The organism is Serratia sp. NFX21, assembly GCF_048517035.1.
GTDB lineage: Bacteria > Pseudomonadota > Gammaproteobacteria > Enterobacterales > Enterobacteriaceae > Serratia > Serratia quinivorans.
Genome location: NZ_CP183196.1, coordinates 1299263 through 1323832, shown reverse-complemented (window position 1 = coordinate 1323832; position 24570 = coordinate 1299263). Strand labels below are relative to the sequence as shown.

Here is a 24570-nt window from a genome sequence, read left to right as displayed (position 1 = left end):
CTCTCAGTTTCCCCGTCATTATCCATCATATGCTGCGAAAACGTAAGTCATGTAATCCACAATAAGTGTAAGCAGACTTGGTCTCACCTCAGATAATGATAAGTTTAGCCGACCTGAAAAACTTTGTTCCCGTAATTGTAACCAAATTGTGTTAGCACAGGTTAAAAACGCCATAATCAGTAATGAGTTATGGCGTTTGTAAGTGCTATTTATTTATATTCACAGTTTCGAGGCCACCCAGGCTTCTACGCTGTCTAATGCCGCTGGCAGGGCGCTGACATCCGTTCCCCCGGCCTGCGCCATATCAGGGCGTCCGCCCCCTTTACCGCCAACCTGCTGCGCTACGTTACCGATCAGCTCGCCGGCTTTTACCCGGTCGGTCAGATCTTTGGTCACGCCGGCAATCAGGCTCACCTTATCATCCGCCGTGGTGGCCAGCACGATAATCGCGGAACCCAGTTGATTTTTAAGATCATCAACCATAGTACGCAGCATTTTGGCCTCAACGTTATCCAGTTGGCTGACCAACAGCGGTACGCCGTTAACCATTTTCGCCTTGCTGGACAACGAAGCACTTTCTTGTGCCGCCTGCTGGTCCTTCAACTGCTGCAGCTCTTTTTCCAATGCGCGGGTACGATCGAGCACCGCACGCACTTTGTCCGTCAGGTTATTGCTGTCACCCTTAACCAGATGAGCAACGTCCTGTAGCAGATCGTTTTGCTGATGCAAGGTAGCAATCGCGCCATCACCGGTTACAGCTTCAATACGGCGGATACCTGCGGCGGTACCAGACTCACTCAGAATGCGGAACAGGCCGATGTCACCGGTACGGCTGGCATGGGTGCCGCCACACAGCTCGGTCGAGAAGTCGCCCATGGTCAGTACGCGCACGTTGTCGTCGTACTTCTCACCGAACAGCGCCATAGCGCCCTTCTCTTTGGCATCATCCAGCGCCATAACCTCGGTCTGCACCGGCAGGTTACGACGAATTTGTTGGTTCACCAAATCTTCCACGGTGCGAATTTGCTCCGGCTTCATCGCTTCAAAATGCGAGAAGTCGAAACGCAGGTATTTATCGTTAACCAACGAGCCTTTCTGCGCCACGTGCTCACCCAACGTCTGGCGCAGTGCAGCGTGCAGCAGGTGGGTTGCGGAGTGGTTCAGACGAATGCGGTTGCGTCGCACGGTGTCGATCTGCGCGTCAACACGGTCGTTCACCTTCAGCGAGCCATGAGACAGCTTGCCCTGATGGCCAATAGCCTGGCCGTATTTCTGGGTGTCGCTCACTTCAAAATCAGCATTGGCAGCTTTCAGCACGCCCTTATCGCCAACCTGACCACCGGACTCACCGTAGAACGGAGTCTCGTCCAGTACCACCACGGCTTCTTCACCGGCGTGGATCTCGTTCACTGGCTGACCATCACGGAACAATGCGGTCACGGTGGACTGCTGTTGCTCGTGGTCATAACCGCTGAATTGGCTGGCACCATCAACACGGATCATGCTGTTGTAGTCTGCGCCGAAGCCGCTGGACTCACGCGCACGGCGGCGCTGTGCTTCCATTGCCTGTTCGAAACCGGCTTCATCCACTTTCAGACCACGTTCACGGCACACGTCTGCCGTCAGATCGACCGGGAAACCGTACGTGTCGTACAGACGGAATGCGGTTTCACCATCCAGGGTATCGCCCTGCAAGTTGGCCAGCTCTTCGTCCAGCAACGTCAAACCACGTTCCAGAGTGCGGGCAAACTGATCTTCTTCGGTTTTCAGCACTTGCTCAACCAGTGACTGCTGACGCTTCAATTCGTCGGCTGCCGGCCCCATCACTTCGATCAACGGTGCAACCAGCTTGTAGAAGAAGGTGTCTTTCGCACCCAGCATGTTGCCATGGCGAACGGCGCGGCGAATGATGCGGCGCAGAACATAACCACGACCTTCGTTGGACGGTGTAACACCGTCTGACACCAGGAAAGCACAAGAGCGAATGTGGTCGGCGATCACGCGCAGGGATTTGTTATCCAAATCTGTGGCACCGGTCACCTTGGCCACGGCGGCAATCAGCTTGCTGAACAGGTCGATTTCATAGTTGGAGTTCACGTGCTGCAATACGGCGGCAATACGCTCCAGCCCCATACCGGTATCTACCGAAGGTTTTGGCAGCGGCAGCATAGTACCGTCGGATTGACGGTTGAACTGCATGAAAACGAGGTTCCAGATCTCAATGTAGCGATCGCCGTCTTCTTCCGGACTGCCCGGCGGGCCACCCCAGATATGATCGCCGTGATCGTAGAAAATCTCGGTGCACGGGCCGCATGGACCTGTATCACCCATCTGCCAGAAGTTGTCTGAGGCAAAGGCGCCGCCTTTATTGTCGCCAATGCGGATAATACGTTCCGCCGGCACACCAATCTGCTGCTGCCAGATGTCGAAAGCTTCGTCATCGGTTTCATAGACGGTCACCCACAGCCGCTCTTTCGGCAGGTTGAACCAGTTTTCACCGGTCAAGAGTTCCCATGCGTAGCTGATGGCATCATGTTTGAAATAATCGCCGAAGCTGAAGTTGCCCAGCATTTCAAAGAAGGTGTGGTGACGTGCGGTATAACCGACGTTCTCCAGATCGTTATGCTTACCGCCCGCACGCACACAACGCTGTGAGGTAGTGGCTCGGGAATAGGCACGCTTGTCCAGCCCCAGGAAAACATCTTTAAATTGGTTCATGCCGGCATTGGTAAACAGCAATGTCGGATCATTGTCAGGCACCAGGGAGCTGCTCGCTACAACCTGATGGCCCTTACTATGAAAGAAATCGAGAAACGCTTGACGGATCTCAGCGGTGCTCTTGCTCATAATTTTCCCGGAAAGGCTAGAATAACGACACGTGAGCAAGATACGCGACATCCTGACGATGGCACCTAGCTCACGAACAAAAAGTGGGGATAAGATAAATTTTCTTCAAGGGGAAGTAAAACCCCGTGTGCGTTCATTGCGCAAAATCACGGTAAATTGACTGAATTTCTTCCTGGAAGAAGCCACGATAGAGCAGATAACGCTGCACTTTGGCTTTCTCTTTCCAGTCCGTTGGCAGTTGATCGCCAAATTTACGCTGCGCCACCTGTTTGGCCTGTTCACACCAATCAATCTCGCAGTCCGCCAGCGCCGCCTGCGTCAGTTCCTTATCCACACCTTTTTGCATCAATTCGGAGCGGATCCGCTGCGCGCCATAGCCTTTACGGCTGCGGCTACCAATATAACTGCGGGCAAAGCGTTGATCGTCCAGCCAGTTATGCTGGTAACAATAGGCAATAACCTGTTCTATAACGGCAGGGTCGACGGGTTCTTCAGGCAACGGAGCGGTGGACGAGGGAGTTTTGGTGCCAAATCTGGCTTTCGCCATAAATGGCTGCGCCGCAAGTTTGCGGCGCAGTTCAGCTTCACTATGATCGCGTTGCGACAGCAGGCGCATGGCGCGGCTTAGCAAGTCATTCATTTTTCAAGCCTGATTTAGTTGACGTTCGTGAACCTATAACGATGTCCACGAACGCCAGCAGCGATTAAAACTCTTCGCTGGTTTCAGCTTCGTCGTCGAAGCCTTCGTTGGTTGCAGCAACCAGTTCGCCGTTGCTGTGCAGCAGCAGGTCACGCAGTCGTTTATCCAACTCGGCAGCAACCGCCGGGTTCTCTTTCAGGAAGTTACAGGCGTTGGCCTTACCCTGACCGATTTTATCGCCGTTGTAGCTGTACCAGGCGCCGGCTTTCTCGATCATCTTGTGCTTAACGCCCAGATCGACTAATTCACCACGGCTGTTGATACCTTCACCGTACAGGATTTGGAACTCTGCCTGTTTGAACGGCGCAGCGATTTTGTTTTTTACCACTTTTACGCGGGTTTCGCTGCCGACCACTTCATCGCCTTCTTTAACCGCGCCGATACGGCGGATATCCAGACGGACAGAAGCGTAGAATTTCAGTGCGTTACCACCGGTGGTGGTTTCAGGGTTACCAAACATCACACCGATTTTCATACGGATCTGGTTGATGAAGATCAGCAGCGTGTTGGCGTTTTTCAGGTTACCGGCCAGCTTACGCATCGCCTGGCTCATCATACGCGCCGCCAGGCCCATGTGTGAGTCACCAATTTCACCTTCGATTTCCGCTTTTGGCGTCAGCGCCGCTACGGAGTCAACGATGATCACGTCAACCGCGCCAGAGCGGGTCAAGGCATCACAGATTTCCAGCGCTTGCTCACCGGTGTCCGGCTGCGAACACAGCAGGTTGTCGATATCAACACCCAGCTTTTTCGCATAAATCGGATCCAGCGCATGCTCGGCATCGATAAACGCACAGGTTTTACCTTCGCGCTGTGCCGCAGCGATAACCTGCAGCGTCAGGGTAGTTTTACCGGAAGACTCCGGGCCATAAATTTCAACGATACGACCCATTGGCAGGCCGCCCGCACCCAGTGCGATGTCCAGTGACAGTGAGCCGGTAGAGATCGTTTCTACGTCCATAGAACGGTCTTCACCCAGACGCATGATGGAGCCTTTGCCGAACTGTTTCTCAATCTGGCCCAGTGCCGCAGCTAGCGCCTTTTGCTTGTTCTCATCAATAGCCATTTTTGCTCCTTCGTTACGCAATGTCGGTGTTACCCCACACTGCCACTGATTGTATGTTGTGCAGGAAATGTCACTAATTATACTGTATGGTCATACAGTATCAAGCCTAATTTTACAAAAAATCATCAAGCGCGGTTTGCAGCGCAAAAATCGTCGCCTGAAGCCGCACGGCATCACGATCGCCGGCAAATTGCTTCCTGTGCGCCAGTACCCGTCCAGAGCCGTCGGCAAAGCCAAACCAGACGGTGCCCACCGGTTTTTCCGCACTCCCACCGTCCGGCCCGGCAATGCCGCTGACCGACAGCGCCAGGCTGGCCCGTGCTGCGTGTAACGCCCCCTGGGCCATCTCGCGCACCACCTCTTCGCTCACTGCGCCATGGGCCGTCAGAGTCGCCTCCGCCACGCCCAGCAACTCATGTTTCGCCGTATTGCTGTAGGTGACAAAGCCGCGATCGAAATAGGCAGAACTCCCGGCAATGTCGGTGATGGCTTTGGCGATGCCGCCACCGGTGCAGGATTCCGCACAGGTGATCCACTGGCCGTTGGCCTTCAGTTTTTCGCCCACCGCAATGCTGAGTTCACGCAGCTGATTTTCACTCATAACCTCTCCTTAGCGAATCAGGTATATGCGCCCGATAGTAGCATTTATCAAGCTTGCCCGAGCGCGCGTTGACAGAAATGCGCGCCGCTTCGCAGGCGAGGCGGTGTTAAGCGGCAAACCAAACTGCTAGTATCGAATGTAACGCCCGGGTTAACGGGCGGTGTTTTGCACGAGGGATCTCACCGGGTTGCCTTTGCCGCCGGCAGGGTCACCCCCAGGGCAAACCAGGATAAAAGATTAGGATGATAGAGTGAAAAAAACGTTAGGCGTCTTCTTTCCGTTGTATACCACCACCCTGCTGATGCTGCTGGGTTCAGGGTTGCTCACCACTTACATCTCCCTGCGTTTAACCTCTATCCACGTGACCGGTGCGCTGATCGGGGCGATTATTGCCGCTAACTACATCGGCCTGGTGATCGGCGGCAAGGTCGGGCATTTTCTGATTGCCCGCGTCGGCCATATCCGCGCCTACGTTTCCTGCGCTGGCATTATCACCGCGGCGGTGTTGGGGCATGGCCTGACTGAATACATCCCCATATGGGTAGTACTGCGGCTGATTATCGGCATGTGCATGATGTGTCAATTCATGGTGCTGGAAAGCTGGCTGAACGATCAGGCGGAATCCAATCAGCGCGGAACGGTTTTCGGCTTTTATATGGCGGCCACCTATCTGGGTATGTCATTGGGTCAGGTGGTGTTAATGCTACAGAGCAATCTCGGCATTACCACCCTGCTGCTGATCGCCCTGTGCTTTGCACTCTGCCTGGTACCTATCGCCCTTACCACCCGCACCAACGCACGGCATATGTCACCAGCTCCTATGGAGCTGCGCTACTTTATCGGGGCCATTCCCAAGGTGCTGGCGACCACGCTGGTGATCGGCATGGTGGTGGGATCTTTCTATGGTTTGGCACCGGTGTACGCAAGTCTGCAATCGCTGACCACCCAGCAAACTGGCCTGTTTATGGCGATAGCCATCTTCGCCGGGCTGGTGGCGCAGTTCCCACTCAGTTGGCTGTCAGACCGTTACAACCGAACGCTGCTGATGCGCATCAACGCCATTTTATTGATCGTAGCTTCCCTGCCGCTGGCGCTGGTACCGCACATTGATTTTCCGGTGTTGCTGGTGGTGGGCTTTATCGTCAGCATGTTGCAGTTCACGCTGTATCCGCTGGTGGTCGCCCTGGCGAACGATTTGATCGAACCGGAACGGCGCGTATCCCTCGCCGCCTGTTTGCTGATGGCCTTCGGTGTCGGTGCCAGTATCGGCCCATTGGCGGTCGGTTCACTGATTGAACAGTTAGGCGGCAATATTCTGTATGCCTTCTTCTCGCTTTGCGGCGTGCTGCTGGTGGGCTTCAGCCGGACGGTAAAACAGGACGAGTCGCAGTTTGTGCAGGATGCGCCATTGCCACATATTCCGCTGCCAGACAGCCTGACCAGTTCCCCACTTTCTCCGGCGCTGAACCCAACCTTCGATGAGCAGACAATCCACGACACCATGCCGCCACCGGAGGCGGCGCCTGATCCGGTAGAACCGCAGGTCAGTGAAACGTCGGGGGAAGAAGAAGCCGAGGCGGCCATCCCGCAGGGGGCCGATCCTGATGAAGATACCGGGCTGAAGAAGGCCCACTCGATGCTTTAAGCGGGCCATATTTATATCAGGTTGTGCCTGTTACAGATCGAGGAAAGAACCCAGGCGGTAACCGCGTTCCGCGATCGCGGTTTTAAGCCCCGGCGAAGTCAACACGTCCACTTCGGCCAGCCGTGGATAGCAATACTTGCTCGCCAAAATAGTGTTATCCAGAAACGCCGGGTGGCACATCATCTCCACCGACCGGGCGCCGCGTTGATCGGTGCGCTCAAGCACCTGTAAAAACAGCGCCTCGGATATTTCCTCACCATAAAAGCCCGCATCAAACCATTCGGTGCTGTGGCCATAGCGCAGTGGAATGCCTTGCCGTTCAACCTCCTCGCGACCTATGCGCAACGGCAGGGATTTAGACTGGGCAAAAGCCTCCACCAGCGGATAAATCTGCGGCAGCATGTGCACGTGATGGTGGCTGTCGATATGCGTCGGCGCTTTACCGAACACCGCGACGAATTTGTCATATTGACTCACCAACTCGTCGTGAATTTCATCCAGATCCAACTGCGCGGACTCAGCCCTTTCCCATAACCACTTGCCCAATTCCCCACGTTCGTTGACCAGCGACGACATGGCAGTCAGGGGCTTCCCGTGGGTCAGCACAAAGTGCAGGCCAATCTGCAGCCCGGAATAGAGCTGGCTGAGCCTGGCGGCATGGTGTACATCCACGCTATTGACCATGGCAGTGGTTGAAGAGACAACCCCGTAGTGATACGCCTCGATAACGCCATAATTCTGGCCCTTGCTCAGACCAAAATCGTCAGCATTCACTATCAGTAACTTTTCCATTTTGGCATCCATTTAACAAATTTTTGGCAAGGGAATACCGTCCGTCAGGTACGGCAATTCCCCTTCGCTTAAGCAAAGAAATTTATCTCATCAGGCTATTGGCGGCCTGAAAGGTATTCGGAATATCGGCGTTAATGCTTATCGGGAGCGGCCCTAAATAGGGCCGTAGAACTTTTTTCGGTAATTACCCGGCGTCACTTCAGTGAGTCTTTTAAAGTTTTTAATAAACAGGCTCACGTCGCCATAGCCCGAATCAAAAGCAATATCCGAGACCGAATAGTTGGTGACCTCAAGCTGGGTTTTGGCGAAATTAATGCGAATTTCATTAATCACCTGCATCGGCGTTTTATGGTAATAACGCCGCATTGCCCGGGTCAGGTACTCCTGGGTTTTCCCCGACAGCTCAACCATATTGAGCAACGCCTTTTCACCAAACATCGCTTTATCATGCATGCCGGCCAGGGTGTTCTTCAGCCACTGAGGTATATCATCCCCCTCGCCACTATCTTCTTTATAATGACGAATGCGGCTGATGATATAAAAGGTCAGCGTTTCCAGAAACTCGGCAAAATCATCCTCACGGAACTGTGGGGAACCTACCACCGACTCGATATAAGCCAGAAACTCATTCTTCAGGCTATAGGCCTGAGAGGCGACAAAGCAGCGAGGCAACTGCTGCAGATAGTTTTCTTCAAAGAAAACCTTGCCGACCGCCACGTTAAAGATTTTCGCGGCGCCGAACTCATAGAAGCTCTGGTGACGCGAGCCAATGGGGATAAACACAAAGTCCCCCCGCTCCAGCAGCACCCGCTTACCGTTGATCTCCTGATAGCATTTGCCGCTCAGGACGATAGTGAATTCATAATAGTCATGCTGATGCAGCCCGGTGGCGCTCTCCACCTTGTTATAGATAAACAGATGGAAATCTTTGCAGTTAAAAAAATCCTGCTCCCGAATCAGCTTAACGTCGTTGGTATTCAGCGAAACCAGGTTGTCAGACACCGCGCGCGCTCCCATTAATCAAAACCGTTTTGCCTGGCCGTCTCGGCAAACCAATAGCCGCTCTTTTTAATCGTACGTTGCTGGCTATCCCGCTCCAGCCGGACCAACCCGTAGCGATTCTTGTAGGCATTGAGCCAGGACCAGCAGTCAATAAAGGTCCATAGATGGTAGCCCTTACAGTTGGAGCCCTCGGACAACGCCTGATGCAACCATTTCAGATGGTCACGAATAAAGTCGATTCGATAATCGTCTTCTACCCGCCCACTGGCACCGGTGAAGGCCTCTTCGCCCTCCACGCCCATACCGTTTTCTGAAATATAGCAGGGAATGTTGCCGTAGTTTTCCTTCAGATCCATCAGGATGTCATACAGGCCTTTTTCATAGATTTCCCAGCCGCGGTGCGGGTTAATCTTGCGGCCCGGCATGGCGTAATAGCTGAACAGGTCTTCCGGCATCGTTACCGGGTCGCTGGCCTGATAACCTTCTTTTGCTTTGACCCTGCGCGGTTGGTAGTAATTCACGCCCAGAATATCCACCACCCCATCGGCAATCAGCTGCGCGTCTTCCGCTGCTGTCTGCGGCAACAAATCATTGGCCCGCAGTAAATTCACCAAATCGTCCGGATAACGCCCTTTGGTCACCGGATCGAGGAAGCTTTTATTCAGCAACAGATCCGCATAGTGAGCCGCCACGCCATCTTCCTGGCTGTCCGAACGAGGATAGGTCGGGCTCAGGTTCAAAATAATGCCGATAGAACCCTGGTTCCCCAGCGCCCTGAACTCGCTCACCGCTTTGGCATGGGCCAACACGCTGTGGTAAGCCACTGTAATTGCCCTTTTGAAATCAATGACACAAGGATAATGCAGGTCGTTCAGATACCCGGCTTCGACCGGGACAATCGGCTCATTAAAGGTGAACCAATGGCTGACTCTGTCGCCGAACAGGCTGAAGCAGGTTTTGGCATAACGCGCATAGGCATCAACCACCGCCCGGCTTTCCCAGCCACCTTGTTGCTGCATACACAGCGGCATATCGAAATGGTAAAGATTGATAAATGGCGTGATGCCCTGGGCCAACAGGCTGTCGATCAGCGCATTATAGAAAGCCACCGCTTTCGGATTCACTTCGCCATCCCCATCCGGGATCAACCGCGACCAGGAGATAGAGGTTCTGAAGCTATTATGCCCAAGGTTTTTTAACAGCAGGATATCTTGCTGGAAGTTGTCATAAAACGTGGAGGTCTCGGACGGGCCGACCTGATGATGAAAACGTTCTGGTGCAATCTCATACCAGTAGTCGAAGATGTTCTGGCTTTTGCCATCCCGTGCGGCAGCCCCTTCCGACTGGGGTGCCGAGGTGGCGCTTCCCCACCAGAAATCGTCAGCAAATTGATATTTCATCAGAAGCCCCTCTAAAACCGGGGCAGCGGATTGCTGCCCCAGACTGCAGTTAGAATTTCAACGCCTTGGCGATGTCTTCTTCACTTTCCGTTGCCTGATCAATCTGGCTCTGCGCCTTGTTAGAGATCATCACAAACGGCAGGTAAATCAAGGTCGCGACGCCCAGGTTGAAGAAGCTCAGCAACATGGCAACGATACTGCCGTTAGTGTTGAAGAACGCTCCCAGCCCCACCGGCATGGTCCATGGCGCAATATTGGTGATTGGCGGGATCAATCCGGTGTAATAAGCCACCGTGGTAATAATCGTCAGTACCGGCTGAACCAGAATAAAGGGAATAAACATCACCGGGTTCATAATCACCGGCAGACCGAACAGGATGGGTTCGTTGATCTGGAAGATGCCCGACGGCGTCGCCAGCTTGGCGACCTGACGATAATCTTCACGGCGTGAAGCGATAAAGATGGCAATAATCAGCCCCAGTGTCGAACCCGTCCCGCCCAGATAGATGTAGGAGTCAACGAACGGCTTCGCCCACATGTGGAACTCTTTACCCGCAGCCACCGCGGCTTCGACGGAACCGTACTTGTTGTACAGCTCGACGTTCTCCAGTGCGAATGGCGTCATGATACCGCTGTCCAATGCGGCCAACGCCATTGAACCATGTACCCCGAAGAACCACAGCAGAGAGGAGAACATCACATACACCCAGCCCACTACGCTGCCCATTTTTGCCAGCGGTGCCGAGATGCTGTCCATGATGATTTGGTGGAAGTTGGTGCCCCACAGCGTCAGACAATAGGCCAGTACGCCCATGATCGACAGGATAAGAAAGCCGGGGATCAAGGCCGAGAACGAGCGTGACACTGAAGAAGGTACGCTGTCCGGCAGGCTGATCACCCAATTGCGGCGCACCACAAAGGTAAACATCTCCGCCACCACCAGGCCGATCACCATACCGGAAATGATGTTGGCACCACCCAGCCAGTTAGCGCCTACGGCATAAGCCTCACCGACGCTAAACGGGGTCACGGTCATAAAGGCGGCAACCGCCAGCAGCGCTGCGGCCAACGGGTCGACTTTGCGCTCTTCAGCTAAAGCCATACTGATAAAAAAGGGCGTCATCAGGGACATAATCCCCAGGGTGCCGTTATAAACGCTGCCACCGATGGCCTTCAGGCCATTCAACGTCTCAATGGTAGACGCATCCAGCCGCACCCCCATTGAAAAGAAGAACGAGCCTTCGCCGAAGCTAAGAAACACGTTGTTGATCAGCACGAACATCGCCCCGGTCAACGTCAGCGGCATCAAGCGAATGAACCCGTTTTTGATGGCATTAACATGGGGCTGTTTACCAATTTTCACGGCAAAGGGCAGAATGACCTTTTCCAACGAGGCAATTAACGTATTCACGGCAGACCCCTTTATTGGTTAGCTTTTTTTATGGTGGCGACTGCGGCCTTCAACACGCCCAGGCCATCGAGCTTGCCGTATAAGGCAGAGTCGATCACTTCAACGGGCTTGTTGGGTAACTGCTTTTGCACTTCGGCGAGCGTGTAGGCAATCTGTGGCCCGAGCAGAATCAAATCCGCCTCGGCACCCTTTTCTGCGGCCAACGCCTCAGGATAGGCGGCAATGATCACCGGCACTTCGTACTTCTCGGCCTGTGCTTTCATTTTTGAAACCAGCAGGGAAGTCGACATACCAGCAGAACAAAACAGATAGATTTTTTTCTTTTCCATACCCAATCCCTCAAGATAATCAAAAAAGCCCCGTGTCATTTGTTTGCCAGATGCAATAGCCATTGCCTCACGCACATTCCTTATGAAAATTTCCGTTACTTTGCCCTGGTTGCAGACAGTATACGGAGGCAGTGAAGCGGAACGGTAAGCCATCACCAGTAAGAACCGTCTCTGCTTGACCTTCCTGATTGACCCTCTTCACATTTCACATAAAAAAATAGTGTGATCTGTCTCGCAAATAACCTTTAATTACTGAATAAATTCGTCATAAATAAGCAAATAACAATTATAAACAGTAAGTTATAAACATGCAGGGTATTTATGGATAATTCTATGCGCAGGGTCATCCATCGTTCGATTGATGAGCATAAAATCGTTCGCCCTTGATTAGAACACTTCAGCAAGATAAGGCTATCCAGCGGGTGGAAAAGAAGTGGTAAATGGAAGAATTTTTGGGGCTGGTTTGGCAGGTCAGGCTCAGACAGGGCTGGGTTACTCTTCGGGACAGATCGCCTGATTGGGGTAACACACTGCTTTGATTGCCCACTAAGGACATCTCTGTATCCCCCAAGATTAACCTGTGCAACGCTCTCCCCTGCCTTACAAATCAACTTTGCGTAAAGCTTCCCATTTTTACCTGTGACAGCCGATTGCCCGCTGGGCTAGTATAGCGACAGTATTAAGGGCTTATTGATCCTTACCGCCGTCAACCACTGCTCTATCGAGTGGTTTTTTTGTGCCGCGGCGTGAACCCTAATGATGACAATCAACATCACAACCAACTTTAAATTCAATGGATTGGAAACAGTAATCTTATGAATAGTACCGATAAGCTCGATTCACACACGCCAATGATGCAGCAGTATCTGCGCCTCAAGGCACAGCACCCCGAGATCCTGCTGTTCTACCGCATGGGCGACTTTTACGAGCTGTTCTATGACGATGCCAAACGTGCTTCCCAACTGCTGGATATCTCGCTGACCAAACGCGGTGCCTCAGCGGGCGAGCCCATTCCGATGGCCGGCGTCCCTCACCATGCGGTCGAGAACTATCTGGCCAAGCTGGTGCAGCTTGGTGAATCCGTCGCCCTGTGCGAACAAATCGGCGATCCGGCCACCAGTAAAGGCCCGGTGGAACGCAAAGTGGTGCGTATCGTTACGCCAGGCACCATCACCGACGAAGCCCTGCTGCAAGAACGTCAGGACAACCTGCTGGCGGCCATCTGGCAGGACGCACGCGGCTTTGGCTACGCCACGCTGGACATCAGCTCAGGTCGTTTCCGCGTGGCCGAACCGGCAGATATCGAAACCATGGCGGCAGAGTTGCAGCGCACCAATCCTGCCGAGCTGCTTTACCCCGAAACCTTTGAACAGATGTCGCTGATTGAACAGCGCCATGGCCTGCGCCGTCGCCCACTGTGGGAGTTTGAACCCGAGACTGCGCGCCAACAGCTGAATCTGCAGTTCGGCACCCGCGATCTGACCGGTTTCGGCGTTGAACAGGCCCATCAGGCACTGCGCGCCGCCGGTTGTCTGCTGCAATATGTTAAAGATACTCAACGCACCTCATTACCGCATATCCGTGGCATCACCATGGAGCGCCAGCAGGATGGCATTATCATGGATGCCGCCACGCGGCGTAACCTTGAGCTGACCCAGAACCTGTCCGGCGGCAGCGAAAATACCCTGGCGGCCATCCTCGACCACAGCGTGACGGCGATGGGTAGCCGTATGCTTAAGCGCTGGCTGCATATGCCGACCCGTGACATCAAAGTATTGAATAACCGTCAGCAGGCGATCGGCTCCCTGCAGGATCTGTATAGCGACCTGCAACCTTCGCTGCGTCAGGTAGGCGATCTGGAACGCATATTGGCCCGTCTGGCATTACGCAGTGCCCGTCCACGCGATCTGGCCCGTATGCGTCATGCTTTCCAACAGTTGCCGGATATCCACGCGTTACTGAAAGGGGTAGAAACCCCGTATGTGCAACAGCTACTGTCACAGGTCGGTCAGTTTGATGAACTGCAAGACTTGCTGGAACGCGCAGTGGTCGAAGCCCCACCGGTATTGGTACGCGACGGCGGCGTTATCGCTCCCGGCTACAATAGCGAGCTGGATGAATGGCGCGCACTGGCCGATGGTGCCACCGACTACCTCGACCGTCTTGAGATCCGCGAGCGCGAAAAGCTGGGGCTGGATACGTTGAAGGTCGGCTTCAATGGCGTGCATGGTTATTACATTCAAGTCAGCCGTGGGCAGAGCCACCTGGTACCGATCCACTATGTGCGCCGCCAGACGCTGAAAAACGCCGAACGCTACATCATTCCCGAATTGAAAGAGTATGAAGACAAGGTTCTGACTTCCAAAGGGAAAGCGTTGGCGATCGAGAAGGGTCTGTACGAAGAGTTGTTCGACTTGCTGTTGCCTCACCTGGGCGATCTACAGCAAAGTGCTGCTGCATTGGCCGAGCTGGACGTGCTGGCCAACCTGGCTGAACGTGCAGAAACGCTCAACTACGCCTGCCCAACCATCAGCGAACAGCCCGGTGTACGCATCACTGAGGGCCGCCATCCGGTGGTCGAACAGGTACTGAGCGAGCCGTTTATTTCCAACCCGCTATCGCTGTCGCCTCAGCGGCGGATGTTGATCATTACTGGCCCTAATATGGGCGGTAAAAGTACCTATATGCGCCAAACGGCGCTGATCGTGCTGATGGCACACATCGGCAGCTACGTGCCGGCGAGCAAGGCGGTCATCGGCCCGGTAGACCGAATCTTTACCCGCGTGGGCGCGGCAGACGATCTGGCCTCCGGCCGTTCTACCTTTATGGTAGAGATGACTGAAACCGCCAATATCCTGCACAATGCCACCGAAAACAGCCTGGTGCTGATGGATGAAATTGGCCGCGGTACCTCAACCTACGACGGTCTCTCCCTGGCCTGGGCCTGCGCCGAGAACCTGGCCAGCCGCATTAAAGCCATGACGCTGTTTGCTACCCATTACTTTGAGCTGACCACGTTGCCGGAGAAAATGGAAGGCGTGGTCAACGTACATCTGGACGCGCTGGAGCACGGCGACACTATCGCCTTTATGCACAGCGTACAGGACGGTGCCGCCAGCAAGAGCTATGGCCTGGCGGTTGCCGCTCTGGCAGGCGTGCCACGTGAGGTGATCAAACGCGCGCGCCAAAAACTGCGCGAGCTGGAGGCGATATCCAGCCATACCGCGACGGGTACCGTTGATGCCACCCAGATGACGCTGCTGAATGAGGAAACCTCACCGGCGGTTGAAGCGCTCGAGGCACTGGATCCGGACTCACTGTCACCTCGTCAGGCGCTGGAGTGGATTTACCGCCTGAAGAATATGGTCTGACCCTTCGCAGGTCGCAGGCATAAAAAAACGGTGAGCATAGTGCTCACCGTTTTTATTTTGATGCGATTCAACTGCCTGGGTTACTCGCGGAACAGTGCCTCAATGCTCAGGCCCTGCATTTGCAGAATTTCACGCAGACGGCGTAAACCTTCAACCTGGATCTGACGTACTCGCTCGCGAGTCAGGCCAATTTCACGACCCACATCTTCAAGCGTTGCCGCTTCGTAGCCCAGCAGGCCAAAACGACGCGCCAGCACTTCACGCTGTTTGGCGTTCAGTTCGAACAACCATTTAACGATGCTCTGTTTCATGTCATCGTCTTGCGTGGTGTCTTCTGGTCCGTTGTCTTTCTCGTCGGCCAGAATGTCCAGCAAGGCTTTCTCCGAATCCCCACCCAATGGCGTATCGACAGAAGTGATACGTTCATTCAGGCGCAGCATACGGCTGACGTCATCGACCGGCTTGTCGAGTTGCTCTGCAATCTCTTCAGCGCTCGGTTCATGATCCAGTTTATGAGAAAGCTCGCGCGCGGTGCGCAAATAGACATTCAGTTCTTTAACAATGTGGATAGGCAAGCGGATAGTACGGGTTTGGTTCATGATCGCCCGTTCAATCGTCTGCCGGATCCACCAGGTTGCGTAAGTCGAGAAACGGAAACCGCGTTCTGGGTCAAACTTTTCCACTGCGCGGATCAGACCGAGGTTACCCTCTTCAATCAGATCCAGCAGCGCCAGGCCGCGATTGCTGTAACGGCGGGCGATTTTCACCACCAACCGCAGGTTACTTTCAATCATTCGGCGGCGGGACGGCACGTCACCGCGCAGTGCACGCCGCGCAAAATAAACTTCTTCCTCTGCGGTCAGCAGCGGAGAATAACCGATTTCGCCAAGATAGAGCTGCGTCGCATCCAATACGCGTTGGGTCACGCCTTGTGACAACAACTCTTCTTCCGCTAGATCACTCTCACTGGCCTCTTCTTCAACCAGTGCTTTTTCGTCGAATGATTCCGCTTCCGTTGCGTTCTCGTCGAAATCCGCATCGTCATGTAACTCGTTAACTTTCAGCGTATTTTGGCTCATATGCTGCTCCTACCCGTGATACCGCGAGCAGAATACAGCGTATTCTGCCCAATCTATCGCTGCGGAAGATAACGCAGCGGGTTTACGGATTTCCCCTTGTAACGAATTTCAAAATGCAAACGTACTGAACTGGTTCCGGTGCTACCCATGGTGGCTATTTTTTGACCCGCCTTCACTTCTTGTTGTTCCCGGACCAGCATTGTGTCGTTGTGAGCGTAGGCGCTCAGGTAATCATCATTGTGTTTGATGATGATTAGATTACCGTAACCCCGTAAAGCGTTGCCTGCGTACACTACACGACCATCGGCGGTAGCGAAGATAGGCTGCCCACGAGTCCCGGCGATATCGACACCTTTATTCCCACCTTCTGATGAGGAAAAGTTATCAATAATCTTACCGTCAGTTGGCCATCTCCAGGTACTTACTGGGGCGCTGTTGCTGACGGTGCTGCTCACTGGGGGAGCAACGACCGGTGCGGTAACAGGGGCTGTTGCGGTAGTTGCCGCCACTGCGCCTGCTGCAGGTAACATCTTACCTACATTCTGTTTACCCGAATTATCAGAATACGCGTTAGTTGATGGAGAATCAACCGTTGCAGTTTGTATCTGAGAGGTCGATGGTGGCTTAGGAACACCGCCGCTGGTCGCGTCTGTTGCCGCCAGCATACCGCCGTTTCCGTTGGCGGAACCATTACCAAGCTGAATGCTTTGGCCCACATTCAGGCTGTATGGCTCAGGGATATTGTTGCGCTGGGCCAGGTCACGGTAATCGTTTCCGGTGATCCAGGCGATGTAAAACAGCGTGTCTCCGCGCTTAACCGTGTAGGTATTGCCGCTGTAGCTCCCTTTGGGGATCGAAGTGTAACTGCGGTTGTAAACAATGTGCCCTTCAGCGTTAGCCTGCGCTCCAGCGTTGCTGGATGCGGCGGCTCCGCCACCGTCCACGCTACTAATAGGGGCCGATGTCGATTCAGTGTTCGTACAACCTGCCAACCACAAACTTACCATCGTACACACCGCAACCCGGCGTAATGTAATCATTGGGCTTCCCGTGCTCATGCTTCCCCCATGACAGCAATATCAGCGATATATCCAAATACCCTTTACATGGTAGCTGAGCTTTTAACATTCTCTCGATTTCTACCCTGAAAGGTGCCCACGGCCGATCCCTGAACGTCAGGAAATCTCATACCGGAGCCTCAAAACAGCGCGCCAATGCTAACCACATTAGCGCTGCTGCACCATAAGACAACTACGCAGAAAGGCAATTGTATTGAAAATTAGTTTTATTGAAACGTTAAAACATTAACCGGAGGTGATGAAAGTGCAACAGATTTCGTTTCCTGTCGAAAATTCAGACAATCGCTAGGCCAGTTCACCCTTCACCAGGGGAACAAAACGCACCGCTTCGACGGTATCGATAACAAACTCGCTTCCCTGTCGCCGAATGTACTTCAGAGTTTGGGCCTGCTCACCGACAGGTAACACCAGAATGCCACCGTCGTCCAACTGCTCCATCAGCGCCGGAGGGATCTCCGGCGGCGCTGCTGTGACAATGATGGCATCAAACGGCCCTCGCGATGCCCAACCCTGCCAGCCATCGCCATGACGAGTGGAAACATTGTGAAGATCGAGTTGTTTCAGCCGCCGCTTGGCCTGCCATTGCAGCCCCTTAATACGTTCAACGGAACAAACATGCTGTACCAGATGCGCCAGGATAGCGGTTTGATAGCCAGAACCGGTGCCGATCTCCAATACTCTGGAGGTTGGCGTCAGATTCAGCAGTTCGGTCATGCGTGCAACCATATAAGGTTGAGAGATAGTTTGGCCGGAGCCAATAGGTAACGCCGTATTCTCATAAGCCTTGTGTTCAAGTGCCTCATCAACAAAGCGTTCACGCGGCACTGCTTCGATCGCCTGTAGCAACCGTTCGTCCCGGATCCCCTGTTGACGCAGCTGCGTCAGCAATGTTTGCATACGCTTGTTCACCATTCCCCGCCAACCCCTGCTTTGGTTAACCACGTTTTTACCACGTCCTGGGCTGCATAAGCGGTTAAATCCACCTGCAGTGGCGTGATGGCCACATAACCCTGTTCTACCGCAGCGAAATCCGTGTCCGGCCCGGCATCAAACTTATCACCAGGCGGCCCAATCCAATAGAGATTTTGCCCACGCGGATCTTGTTGGCAGAACACTTTGTCAGCCGGATGGCGACTACCGCAGCGGGTCACACGAATGCCCTTAATCTGGTCCAGCGGCAAATCCGGCACGTTGATATTCAGAATTTTACCGGTGCGCAACGGTTCGCGCTGTAACGCACGCAGCACCCGGCAGGTGATCGCCGCGGCGGTCGCATAATGCTGATGGCCGTTCAACGACACGGCCAGCGCAGGCAATCCCAAATGGCGTCCTTCCATAGCAGCCGCTACGGTGCCGGAATAGATAACGTCATCGCCCAGATTGGGGCCCGCATTGATGCCGGAAACCACGATATCCGGCGCAGGCTGCATCAGGGCATTCACTCCCAGATACACGCAGTCTGTCGGCGTTCCCTGCTGTACGGCGATATCTCCATTGGGCATCGTCAGGGTGCGCAATGGAGATTCCAGCGTCAGCGCATTGGAAGAACCACTGCGGTTACGATCGGGTGCCACAACTTGCACTTCGGCGAACTCTCTCAATGCCGCCGCCAGCACCTGGATGCCCGGGGCGGTCACGCCGTCGTCATTACTCAGCAATATCCGCATAAAAGATTGTCTTCTTTTTTCTCTCTCAATCAGAACGCCTTTAACGCGGCCTGGTATTTAAATACTCGAAATCAACGCCCAAAAGGAGGGACTTAACCAGCAGATATTATGTTTACTCCCCCCGACATGTCCAGTCACCAAGGGAAAAGACGATTTTTCGCGCTGCTTCCAGGCCTCGTGTTAGCACCGAAAACCGCAGTTGGGCAAACACACCTCATTACGTCGTCATGCTCCAGACGAAAAAAAACCTGCATAAGCAGGTTTTTAATTATTACTCACTAATATCCGCATCACTACTGTCCTGCCGCATAATTTCGCGCACCACGCTGGTGGCGAAACTGCCGGCCGGCAGCCAAAAACGCAGTTCAACGGTGGCATCATCCCACCATTCCCACTGCATGTTTTTTGGCTGTAACAGCAACGCACGGCGGGCCGGATCAACACGCTCACGCTTTAAAAGCGCCATCAGTTCCGGTTGCTCCAGCAAGCACTGCTGTTCAAAACTCAGTGCTTCACCGGCGGTGCCTGGTTCGCCGTCACCCGGCAAAGGGGCAGTAATCATCAGTTCGCCGGCATCCAGCCGCTGTTGCAGCGTTTCCAGCTCTTCCGGCTTGGCGACAAACCAACTGCCACGCCCACTGAGCTGTAAGGCATCACCTTCCAGCACGGTATGTTGTTGCTGGTTGGCCAAGCGTCGGCTGGCAATCAAATTAAACAGCGCACTGCGGCTGGCGGAAAGATAAAAACTGCGCTTGCTGCGTTCTTTAACCCGGATCTCATCATTTGCCCAACGGCGCGCCATCACCAGGTTATTGCCGCCGCGACCAAAGCGCTGGCTGCCAAAATAGTTTGGCACGCCGCCGGTTGCAATCGCCTGCAGCCGCGGTTCGACATCCTGACGGTCGGAAATATGACGCAGCACCAGGGTGAAAGCATTGCCTTTTAGCGTGCCAATTCGCATTTTGCGCAGGTGGCGGGCGCTGGCCAGCACTTCGCAGCCTTCCAGTGAAAACTGAGTAAAATCAGGTGTCTCTTTGCCCGGTAGATGCAGGCAGAACCATTGTTCGGTCACCGCATGGCGATCTTTCAGACCCGCGTAACTGACAGAACGGGCGTGAATACCGGCAAAGCGCGCCAAATAATCGGCGACAAACTGAGTGTTACAGCCGTTCTTGCGGATGTTCACCAGCACATGTTCGCCTTCGCCGTCCGGCTCAAAGCCCAGGTCTTCCACCACCACGAAATCTTCCGGGTTGGCTTTCAACACGCCGGTGCTCTGTGGCTGGCCATGCAGCCAGGTCAGGTTAGCCATATCCATGCGTTTATTCCTTGATCAACAAGGCGACCGCTTCACAGGCAATGCCCTCGCCGCGCCCGGTGAAACCGAGCTGTTCGGTGGTGGTAGCCTTAACGTTGACGTCGTCCATATGACACTGCAGATCTTCCGCCAGGAATACGCGCATTTGCGGGATATGCGGCGCCATTTTAGGGGCCTGGGCAATAATGGTGATATCCAGATTCCCCAGACGATAGCCTTTGGCACGGATGCGTTTCCAGGCCTCACGCAGCAGAACACGGCTGTCGGCCCCTTTGAATGCCGGGTCGGTATCCGGGAACAGCTTGCCGATATCCCCTAACGCCGCCGCCCCCAACAGAGCATCGGTCGCCGCATGCAGCGCCACGTCACCGTCGGAGTGAGCCAGCAAACCTTTTTCATAAGGGATACGAACACCACCGATCACCAGCGGCCCTTCGCCACCAAATTTATGTACGTCAAAACCGTGACCGATACGCATGATGCGCTCCTTAATTGTCCAACTGAGTTAAGTAAAAGGCCGCCAGCGCCAAATCTTCCGGGCGCGTGACTTTAATATTGTCCGAGCGTCCACTGACCAGCAGCGGATGATAGCCACAATGCTCCAGGGCAGAAGCCTCATCGGTGACCGTCGCACCGTCATCCATCGCTCGCTGCAGGCAGAGCTTGAGCAACGCCAGCGGGAACAGTTGCGGAGTTAACGCATGCCACAGATCCTGGCGTTCAACGGTGTGTGAGATAGTACTGCGACCAGGTTCGGCACGCTTCATGGTATCACGCACCGGCGCGGCCAAAATGCCCCCCACCTCGCTGTGTTCGGTGATCGCCAGCAAACGTTCCAGATCTTCGGCATGCAGGCAGGGTCTTGCCGCGTCGTGTACCAGCACCCATTTGGCCTCGCCGGCCAGTTGCAACCCGGCCATCACCGAATCGGCGCGTTGCTGACCGCCGACGGTGACCCGCACGCGGGGATCTTTGGCAATCGGTAACTGGTGGAACTGCTGGTCATCGGGACCTATCGCCACAATCACCTGCGGAATACGCGGATGGCGCAATAGCGCATGGATCGCGTGCTCGAGAATGGTTTGGTGGCCGATGGTTAAATACTGCTTCGGGCAATCCGCCTGCATACGGCTGCCGATACCGGCAGCGGGCAGGACGGCAATCACCGGTGGAAAGGTTCCTGCGGAGTGATTCATGCGTTACTTTTGTAGGTTATTTTGCGAGGAGGACGCCGCGTTGCGTCTGGATTGGTCAGGAACCAGACGATAGAAAGTCTCACCGGGCTTGATCATGCTCAGTTCATTGCGCGCACGCTCTTCGATCGCTTCCTGACCGCCGTTCAAATCGTCGATTTCGGCGAACAGCTGATCGTTACGCGCTTTCAATTTAGCATTGCTGCCCTGTTGGACCGCAACGTCATCATTGACCCGCACGTAATCGTGAACACCATTTTTGCCCAGCCACAGTGAATACTGTAACCAACCGAGCAATGCCAGCAATAACAGCGTAAGTTTTCCCATCTCCGCCCCCTGAAAAACCGCCTAATCATCCCACAACTTTTCGTTGGACTCCACACTGGGAACGGCATTTCACCGCCAAATTCAGAGTAGGATGAGAATTTCTTCAGTTTATAACCTAAATTCGCGCCGAAAGCGGCAAAAAAAAGCACTTTCACCCGATAACTCACCAATCGACAGCTTCACATTCCCTCACTCAATGTTTATATCGGTTATGCAGCAAGAAAAACTGGCTGCACCGCCGTTTCGCCAACGCTTCCGCCAATCGCAATGGAAAAGTGCATATTTATCACCATTAAAAATCACACCATCAGGTAGGAGTTGTATTTTTATTCATTGAAGGTTATTTTTATGCACACATAGTGCATAAATAAATCCAATGAATAACTTTTAATTATCGGGGATAGTGATGTTAAAACGCATAATTCTGATTGGCGCCTGCCTGGCCGCCACCCTGTCGGCTTCTGCTCTGGCGGCAGAACCCACTTACGTCGTCGGCTCCGGCGGCACCTATCGTCCGTTCGAATTCGAAAACAGCAGCAAACAGCTGGAAGGCTTTGATATTGATATCATCAAGGCCGTCGCCAAGGCCGAAGGTTTCCAGGTCAAGCTGGTAAATACACCGTGGGAAGGCATCTTTGCCACGCTGAACTCCGGCGATCGCGACATCATTATTTCCGGCATCACCATCACCGATAAACGCAAGCAAATGGTTGATTTCTCTGCGCCTTACTTCCCGGCGGAGCAGACCATCGTGGTTCCCAAAGACTCTCAAGTGAACTCTATTGCCGCGCTGAAAGCGCTGAAAGTTGGCGTGGTGAACTCCAGCACCGGCGACATCGTGGTATCCGACGTGCTGGGTAAAAACAGCACCGCCATCAAACGTTTCGACAATACCCCGCTGCTGCTGCAGGAGTTGTACGAAGACGGCATCGGCGCAGCCGTAGGTGACGTTGGCGTAGCCAAGTTCTACATAAAAACCCACCCGGAAAAAGAGTTCAAATTGGTGTCAGACGCCAAATTCGAACGTCAGTATTTCGGCATTGCCGTTGCCAAAGGCAACGATGAACTACGCGGTAAAATCAACGCCGGCCTGAAGAAAATCATCGCCGACGGCACCTACGCCAAAATTTACCAGACCTGGTTTGACAGCAACGTGCCGACACTGCCTGCCGAATAAGCCTTAAGTGACCGGAGCTCGCACGAGCTCCGGAGCAACACTATCGTGAGAACACCGAGAAGGAACACCCATTGAATTTCCGTTGGGAGATTATCCAGGAATATGCCCCGCTGTTTATGGAAGGCGCCTGGATGACCATCAAATGCACCATTATCTGCGTGATACTGGGCACCACCTGGGGGCTGCTCCTGGGGTTAGGCCGTCTGGCGCAAGCGCCACATGGCATCTGGAAACCAATACTGCATTACGGCGTACAGTGGCCGGTGCGCATTTATATCAGCGCCTTCCGCGGTACGCCGCTGTTCGTGCAGATCATGGTGGTGCACTTTGCCCTGGTGCCGCTGTTTATTAACCCGCGTGACGGCCTGCTGGTCACCAACGGCCTGATGAGCACTGATTTCGCCCGTGCATTGCGCTCCGACTATGGCGCATTTCTCTCCTGCGTGGTGGCGATAACGCTCAACGCCGGTGCCTACGTCTCGGAAATTTTCCGCGCCGGTATTCAGTCAATCGATCGCGGCCAGATGGAAGCTTCGCGCTCGCTGGGCATGGGCTACGGCAAAACCATGCGCAAAGTGATCCTGCCGCAGGCATTCCGTCGCATGCTGCCACCGCTGGGCAATAACGCCATTGCCATCGTCAAGGATTCCTCACTGGCCTCCGCCATCGGTCTGGCCGATTTGGCCTATGCAGCCCGGACGGTTTCCGGCGCTTATGCCACCTATTGGGAGCCTTACCTGACCATTTCGCTGGTCTATTGGGTCCTCACCTTCCTGCTTTCGCTGATGGTGCAACACATGGAAAAGAGGTTCGGGAAAAGTGATTCGCGTACATAACCTGCAAAAACAATTCGGCGAAAGCCACGTACTGCGTGGTATCTCCTGCGAGATCGCGGCCAACGAAGTGGTCTGCGTCATTGGCCCATCCGGTTCCGGTAAAAGTACCTTTCTGCGCTGTATCAACGCGCTGGAGACTCTTTCCGGCGGCGAAGTCCTGGTCAACGGTTTCGCCATCCACAGCCAGAAAACCGATCTCAATAAAATGCGTGAAAGCGTGGGGATGGTGTTTCAGCGCTTTAACCTGTTCCCGCATATGACGGTGCTGGAGAATATTATTATGGCGCCGATGGGGGTGAAAAAACTGTCGCGTGCCGACGCTATCCTGCGTGCAGAAGCGCTGTTACGCAAAGTGGGTCTGTTGGACAAGATTGATGCCTATCCCAGCAGCCTGTCCGGCGGCCAACAACAACGGGTGGCCATTGCCCGGGCGCTGGCGATGGAGCCAAAAATCATGTTGTTCGACGAACCCACCTCAGCACTTGATCCCGAGTTGGTCGGCGAAGTGCTGGCGGTGATGAAGTCATTGGCACACGAAGGTATGACCATGGTGGTGGTGACCCACGAGATGGGCTTTGCCCGTGAAGTGGCCGATCGGGTGTTGTTTATCGATCAGGGGATCATTCAGGAAGAAGGCACACCGCAGCAGATTTTCAGCAATCCGACCAACCCGCGCACTCAGGCTTTTCTAAGCAAAGTTTTGTAACCTTCGGCACGGCTTTGCAATGCT

Annotated in this window: 22 protein-coding genes; 5 read left to right on the top strand and 17 right to left on the bottom strand. The window is 54.1% G+C overall.

The window, feature by feature from the left end; all coding sequences use genetic code 11:
- Positions 1-219: 219 nt before the first annotated feature.
- The 4 genes from alaS to pncC form a co-directional block, all read right to left on the bottom strand.
- Positions 220-2847: an alanine--tRNA ligase gene (gene alaS, locus ACNT1W_RS06125; protein ID WP_261099231.1), complete on the bottom strand. Its 2628-nt coding sequence runs from the start codon at positions 2845-2847 to the stop codon at positions 220-222.
- Positions 2848-2980: 133 nt separating this feature from the next.
- Positions 2981-3487, bottom strand: coding sequence for a recombination regulator RecX (gene recX / locus ACNT1W_RS06120; RefSeq protein WP_112362943.1), 507 nt, complete (start codon positions 3485-3487; stop codon positions 2981-2983).
- A gap of 64 nt (positions 3488-3551) precedes the next feature.
- Positions 3552-4613, bottom strand: a complete 1062-nt coding sequence (gene recA, locus ACNT1W_RS06115; protein WP_012005289.1) for a recombinase RecA — start codon at positions 4611-4613, stop codon at positions 3552-3554.
- Positions 4614-4725: 112 nt separating this feature from the next.
- The gene (gene pncC, locus ACNT1W_RS06110; protein WP_112362944.1) at positions 4726-5214 is read right to left on the bottom strand and encodes a nicotinamide-nucleotide amidase; all 489 of its coding nucleotides are present in this window, start codon (positions 5212-5214) and stop codon (positions 4726-4728) included.
- A 250-nt stretch (positions 5215-5464) separates the two neighbouring features.
- Here pncC and ACNT1W_RS06105 point away from each other — a divergent pair, with 250 nt between their 5' ends.
- Positions 5465-6859, top strand: coding sequence for an MFS transporter (locus ACNT1W_RS06105; RefSeq protein WP_419246523.1), 1395 nt, complete (start codon positions 5465-5467; stop codon positions 6857-6859).
- A gap of 30 nt (positions 6860-6889) precedes the next feature.
- Here the strand turns inward: ACNT1W_RS06105 and chbG are convergent, their stop codons facing one another.
- From chbG to ACNT1W_RS06080, 5 genes are all read right to left on the bottom strand, one after another.
- The gene (chbG, locus tag ACNT1W_RS06100; RefSeq protein ID WP_041418464.1) at positions 6890-7651 is read right to left on the bottom strand and encodes a chitin disaccharide deacetylase; all 762 of its coding nucleotides are present in this window, start codon (positions 7649-7651) and stop codon (positions 6890-6892) included.
- 153 nt (positions 7652-7804) lie between these two features.
- Positions 7805-8668 carry a transcriptional regulator ChbR gene (gene chbR / locus ACNT1W_RS06095; RefSeq protein ID WP_112362947.1) on the bottom strand — a complete coding sequence of 288 codons (864 nt, stop codon included), beginning with the start codon at positions 8666-8668 and terminating at the stop codon, positions 7805-7807.
- Positions 8668-10053 (bottom strand): glycoside hydrolase family 1 protein, encoded by a 1386-nt coding sequence (locus tag ACNT1W_RS06090; RefSeq protein WP_419246522.1) that lies wholly within the window; start codon positions 10051-10053, stop codon positions 8668-8670. Before ACNT1W_RS06090 ends, chbR begins: the two co-directional genes overlap by 1 nt.
- 49 nt (positions 10054-10102) lie before the next feature.
- Positions 10103-11464: a PTS N,N'-diacetylchitobiose transporter subunit IIC gene (gene chbC / locus ACNT1W_RS06085; protein WP_012005283.1), complete on the bottom strand. Its 1362-nt coding sequence runs from the start codon at positions 11462-11464 to the stop codon at positions 10103-10105.
- A gap of 11 nt (positions 11465-11475) precedes the next feature.
- Positions 11476-11793 carry a PTS sugar transporter subunit IIB gene (locus ACNT1W_RS06080; protein WP_020825274.1) on the bottom strand — a complete coding sequence of 106 codons (318 nt, stop codon included), beginning with the start codon at positions 11791-11793 and terminating at the stop codon, positions 11476-11478.
- A gap of 815 nt (positions 11794-12608) precedes the next feature.
- Here ACNT1W_RS06080 and mutS point away from each other — a divergent pair.
- Positions 12609-15164 carry a DNA mismatch repair protein MutS gene (gene mutS / locus ACNT1W_RS06075; RefSeq protein WP_115183265.1) on the top strand — a complete coding sequence of 852 codons (2556 nt, stop codon included), beginning with the start codon at positions 12609-12611 and terminating at the stop codon, positions 15162-15164.
- An 80-nt stretch (positions 15165-15244) separates the two neighbouring features.
- Here the strand turns inward: mutS and rpoS are convergent, their stop codons facing one another.
- The 8 genes from rpoS to ftsB form a co-directional block, all read right to left on the bottom strand.
- Entirely contained in the window at positions 15245-16243 is a 999-nt protein-coding gene (rpoS, locus tag ACNT1W_RS06070) for an RNA polymerase sigma factor RpoS (RefSeq protein ID WP_012005280.1), read from the bottom strand.
- A gap of 53 nt (positions 16244-16296) precedes the next feature.
- Entirely contained in the window at positions 16297-17283 is a 987-nt protein-coding gene (nlpD, locus tag ACNT1W_RS06065; protein ID WP_012005279.1) for a murein hydrolase activator NlpD, read from the bottom strand.
- A gap of 324 nt (positions 17284-17607) precedes the next feature.
- A complete protein-coding gene (locus ACNT1W_RS06060; RefSeq protein WP_012005278.1) occupies positions 17608-18234 on the bottom strand; it encodes a protein-L-isoaspartate(D-aspartate) O-methyltransferase in 627 nt (208 codons plus the stop codon).
- Positions 18228-18989 carry a 5'/3'-nucleotidase SurE gene (gene surE / locus ACNT1W_RS06055; RefSeq protein WP_012005277.1) on the bottom strand — a complete coding sequence of 254 codons (762 nt, stop codon included), beginning with the start codon at positions 18987-18989 and terminating at the stop codon, positions 18228-18230. Before surE ends, ACNT1W_RS06060 begins: the two co-directional genes overlap by 7 nt.
- Positions 18990-19260: 271 nt before the next feature.
- Positions 19261-20307 (bottom strand): tRNA pseudouridine(13) synthase TruD, encoded by a 1047-nt coding sequence (gene truD / locus ACNT1W_RS06050; protein ID WP_419246521.1) that lies wholly within the window; start codon positions 20305-20307, stop codon positions 19261-19263.
- A 4-nt stretch (positions 20308-20311) separates the two neighbouring features.
- The gene (gene ispF, locus ACNT1W_RS06045) at positions 20312-20785 is read right to left on the bottom strand and encodes a 2-C-methyl-D-erythritol 2,4-cyclodiphosphate synthase (protein WP_012005275.1); all 474 of its coding nucleotides are present in this window, start codon (positions 20783-20785) and stop codon (positions 20312-20314) included.
- A 10-nt stretch (positions 20786-20795) separates the two neighbouring features.
- Complete coding sequence (gene ispD / locus ACNT1W_RS06040) at positions 20796-21503, bottom strand: 2-C-methyl-D-erythritol 4-phosphate cytidylyltransferase (RefSeq protein ID WP_012005274.1); 708 nt, start codon at positions 21501-21503, stop codon at positions 20796-20798.
- A gap of 3 nt (positions 21504-21506) precedes the next feature.
- Positions 21507-21827 (bottom strand): cell division protein FtsB, encoded by a 321-nt coding sequence (ftsB, locus tag ACNT1W_RS06035; protein ID WP_012005273.1) that lies wholly within the window; start codon positions 21825-21827, stop codon positions 21507-21509.
- 406 nt (positions 21828-22233) lie between these two features.
- On the opposite strand from ftsB, the gene ACNT1W_RS06030 reads away from it, so the two are divergent.
- The 3 genes from ACNT1W_RS06030 to ACNT1W_RS06020 all read left to right on the top strand — a co-directional run bounded on the left by ACNT1W_RS06030 (position 22234) and on the right by ACNT1W_RS06020 (position 24546).
- The gene (locus tag ACNT1W_RS06030; protein ID WP_012005272.1) at positions 22234-23004 is read left to right on the top strand and encodes a basic amino acid ABC transporter substrate-binding protein; all 771 of its coding nucleotides are present in this window, start codon (positions 22234-22236) and stop codon (positions 23002-23004) included.
- Between the two features lie 116 nt (positions 23005-23120).
- Positions 23121-23840 carry an amino acid ABC transporter permease gene (locus ACNT1W_RS06025; protein WP_419246857.1) on the top strand — a complete coding sequence of 240 codons (720 nt, stop codon included), beginning with the start codon at positions 23121-23123 and terminating at the stop codon, positions 23838-23840.
- A complete protein-coding gene (locus tag ACNT1W_RS06020) occupies positions 23824-24546 on the top strand; it encodes an amino acid ABC transporter ATP-binding protein (RefSeq protein ID WP_017891645.1) in 723 nt (240 codons plus the stop codon). Before ACNT1W_RS06025 ends, ACNT1W_RS06020 begins: the two co-directional genes overlap by 17 nt.
- Positions 24547-24570: the final 24 nt, after the last annotated feature.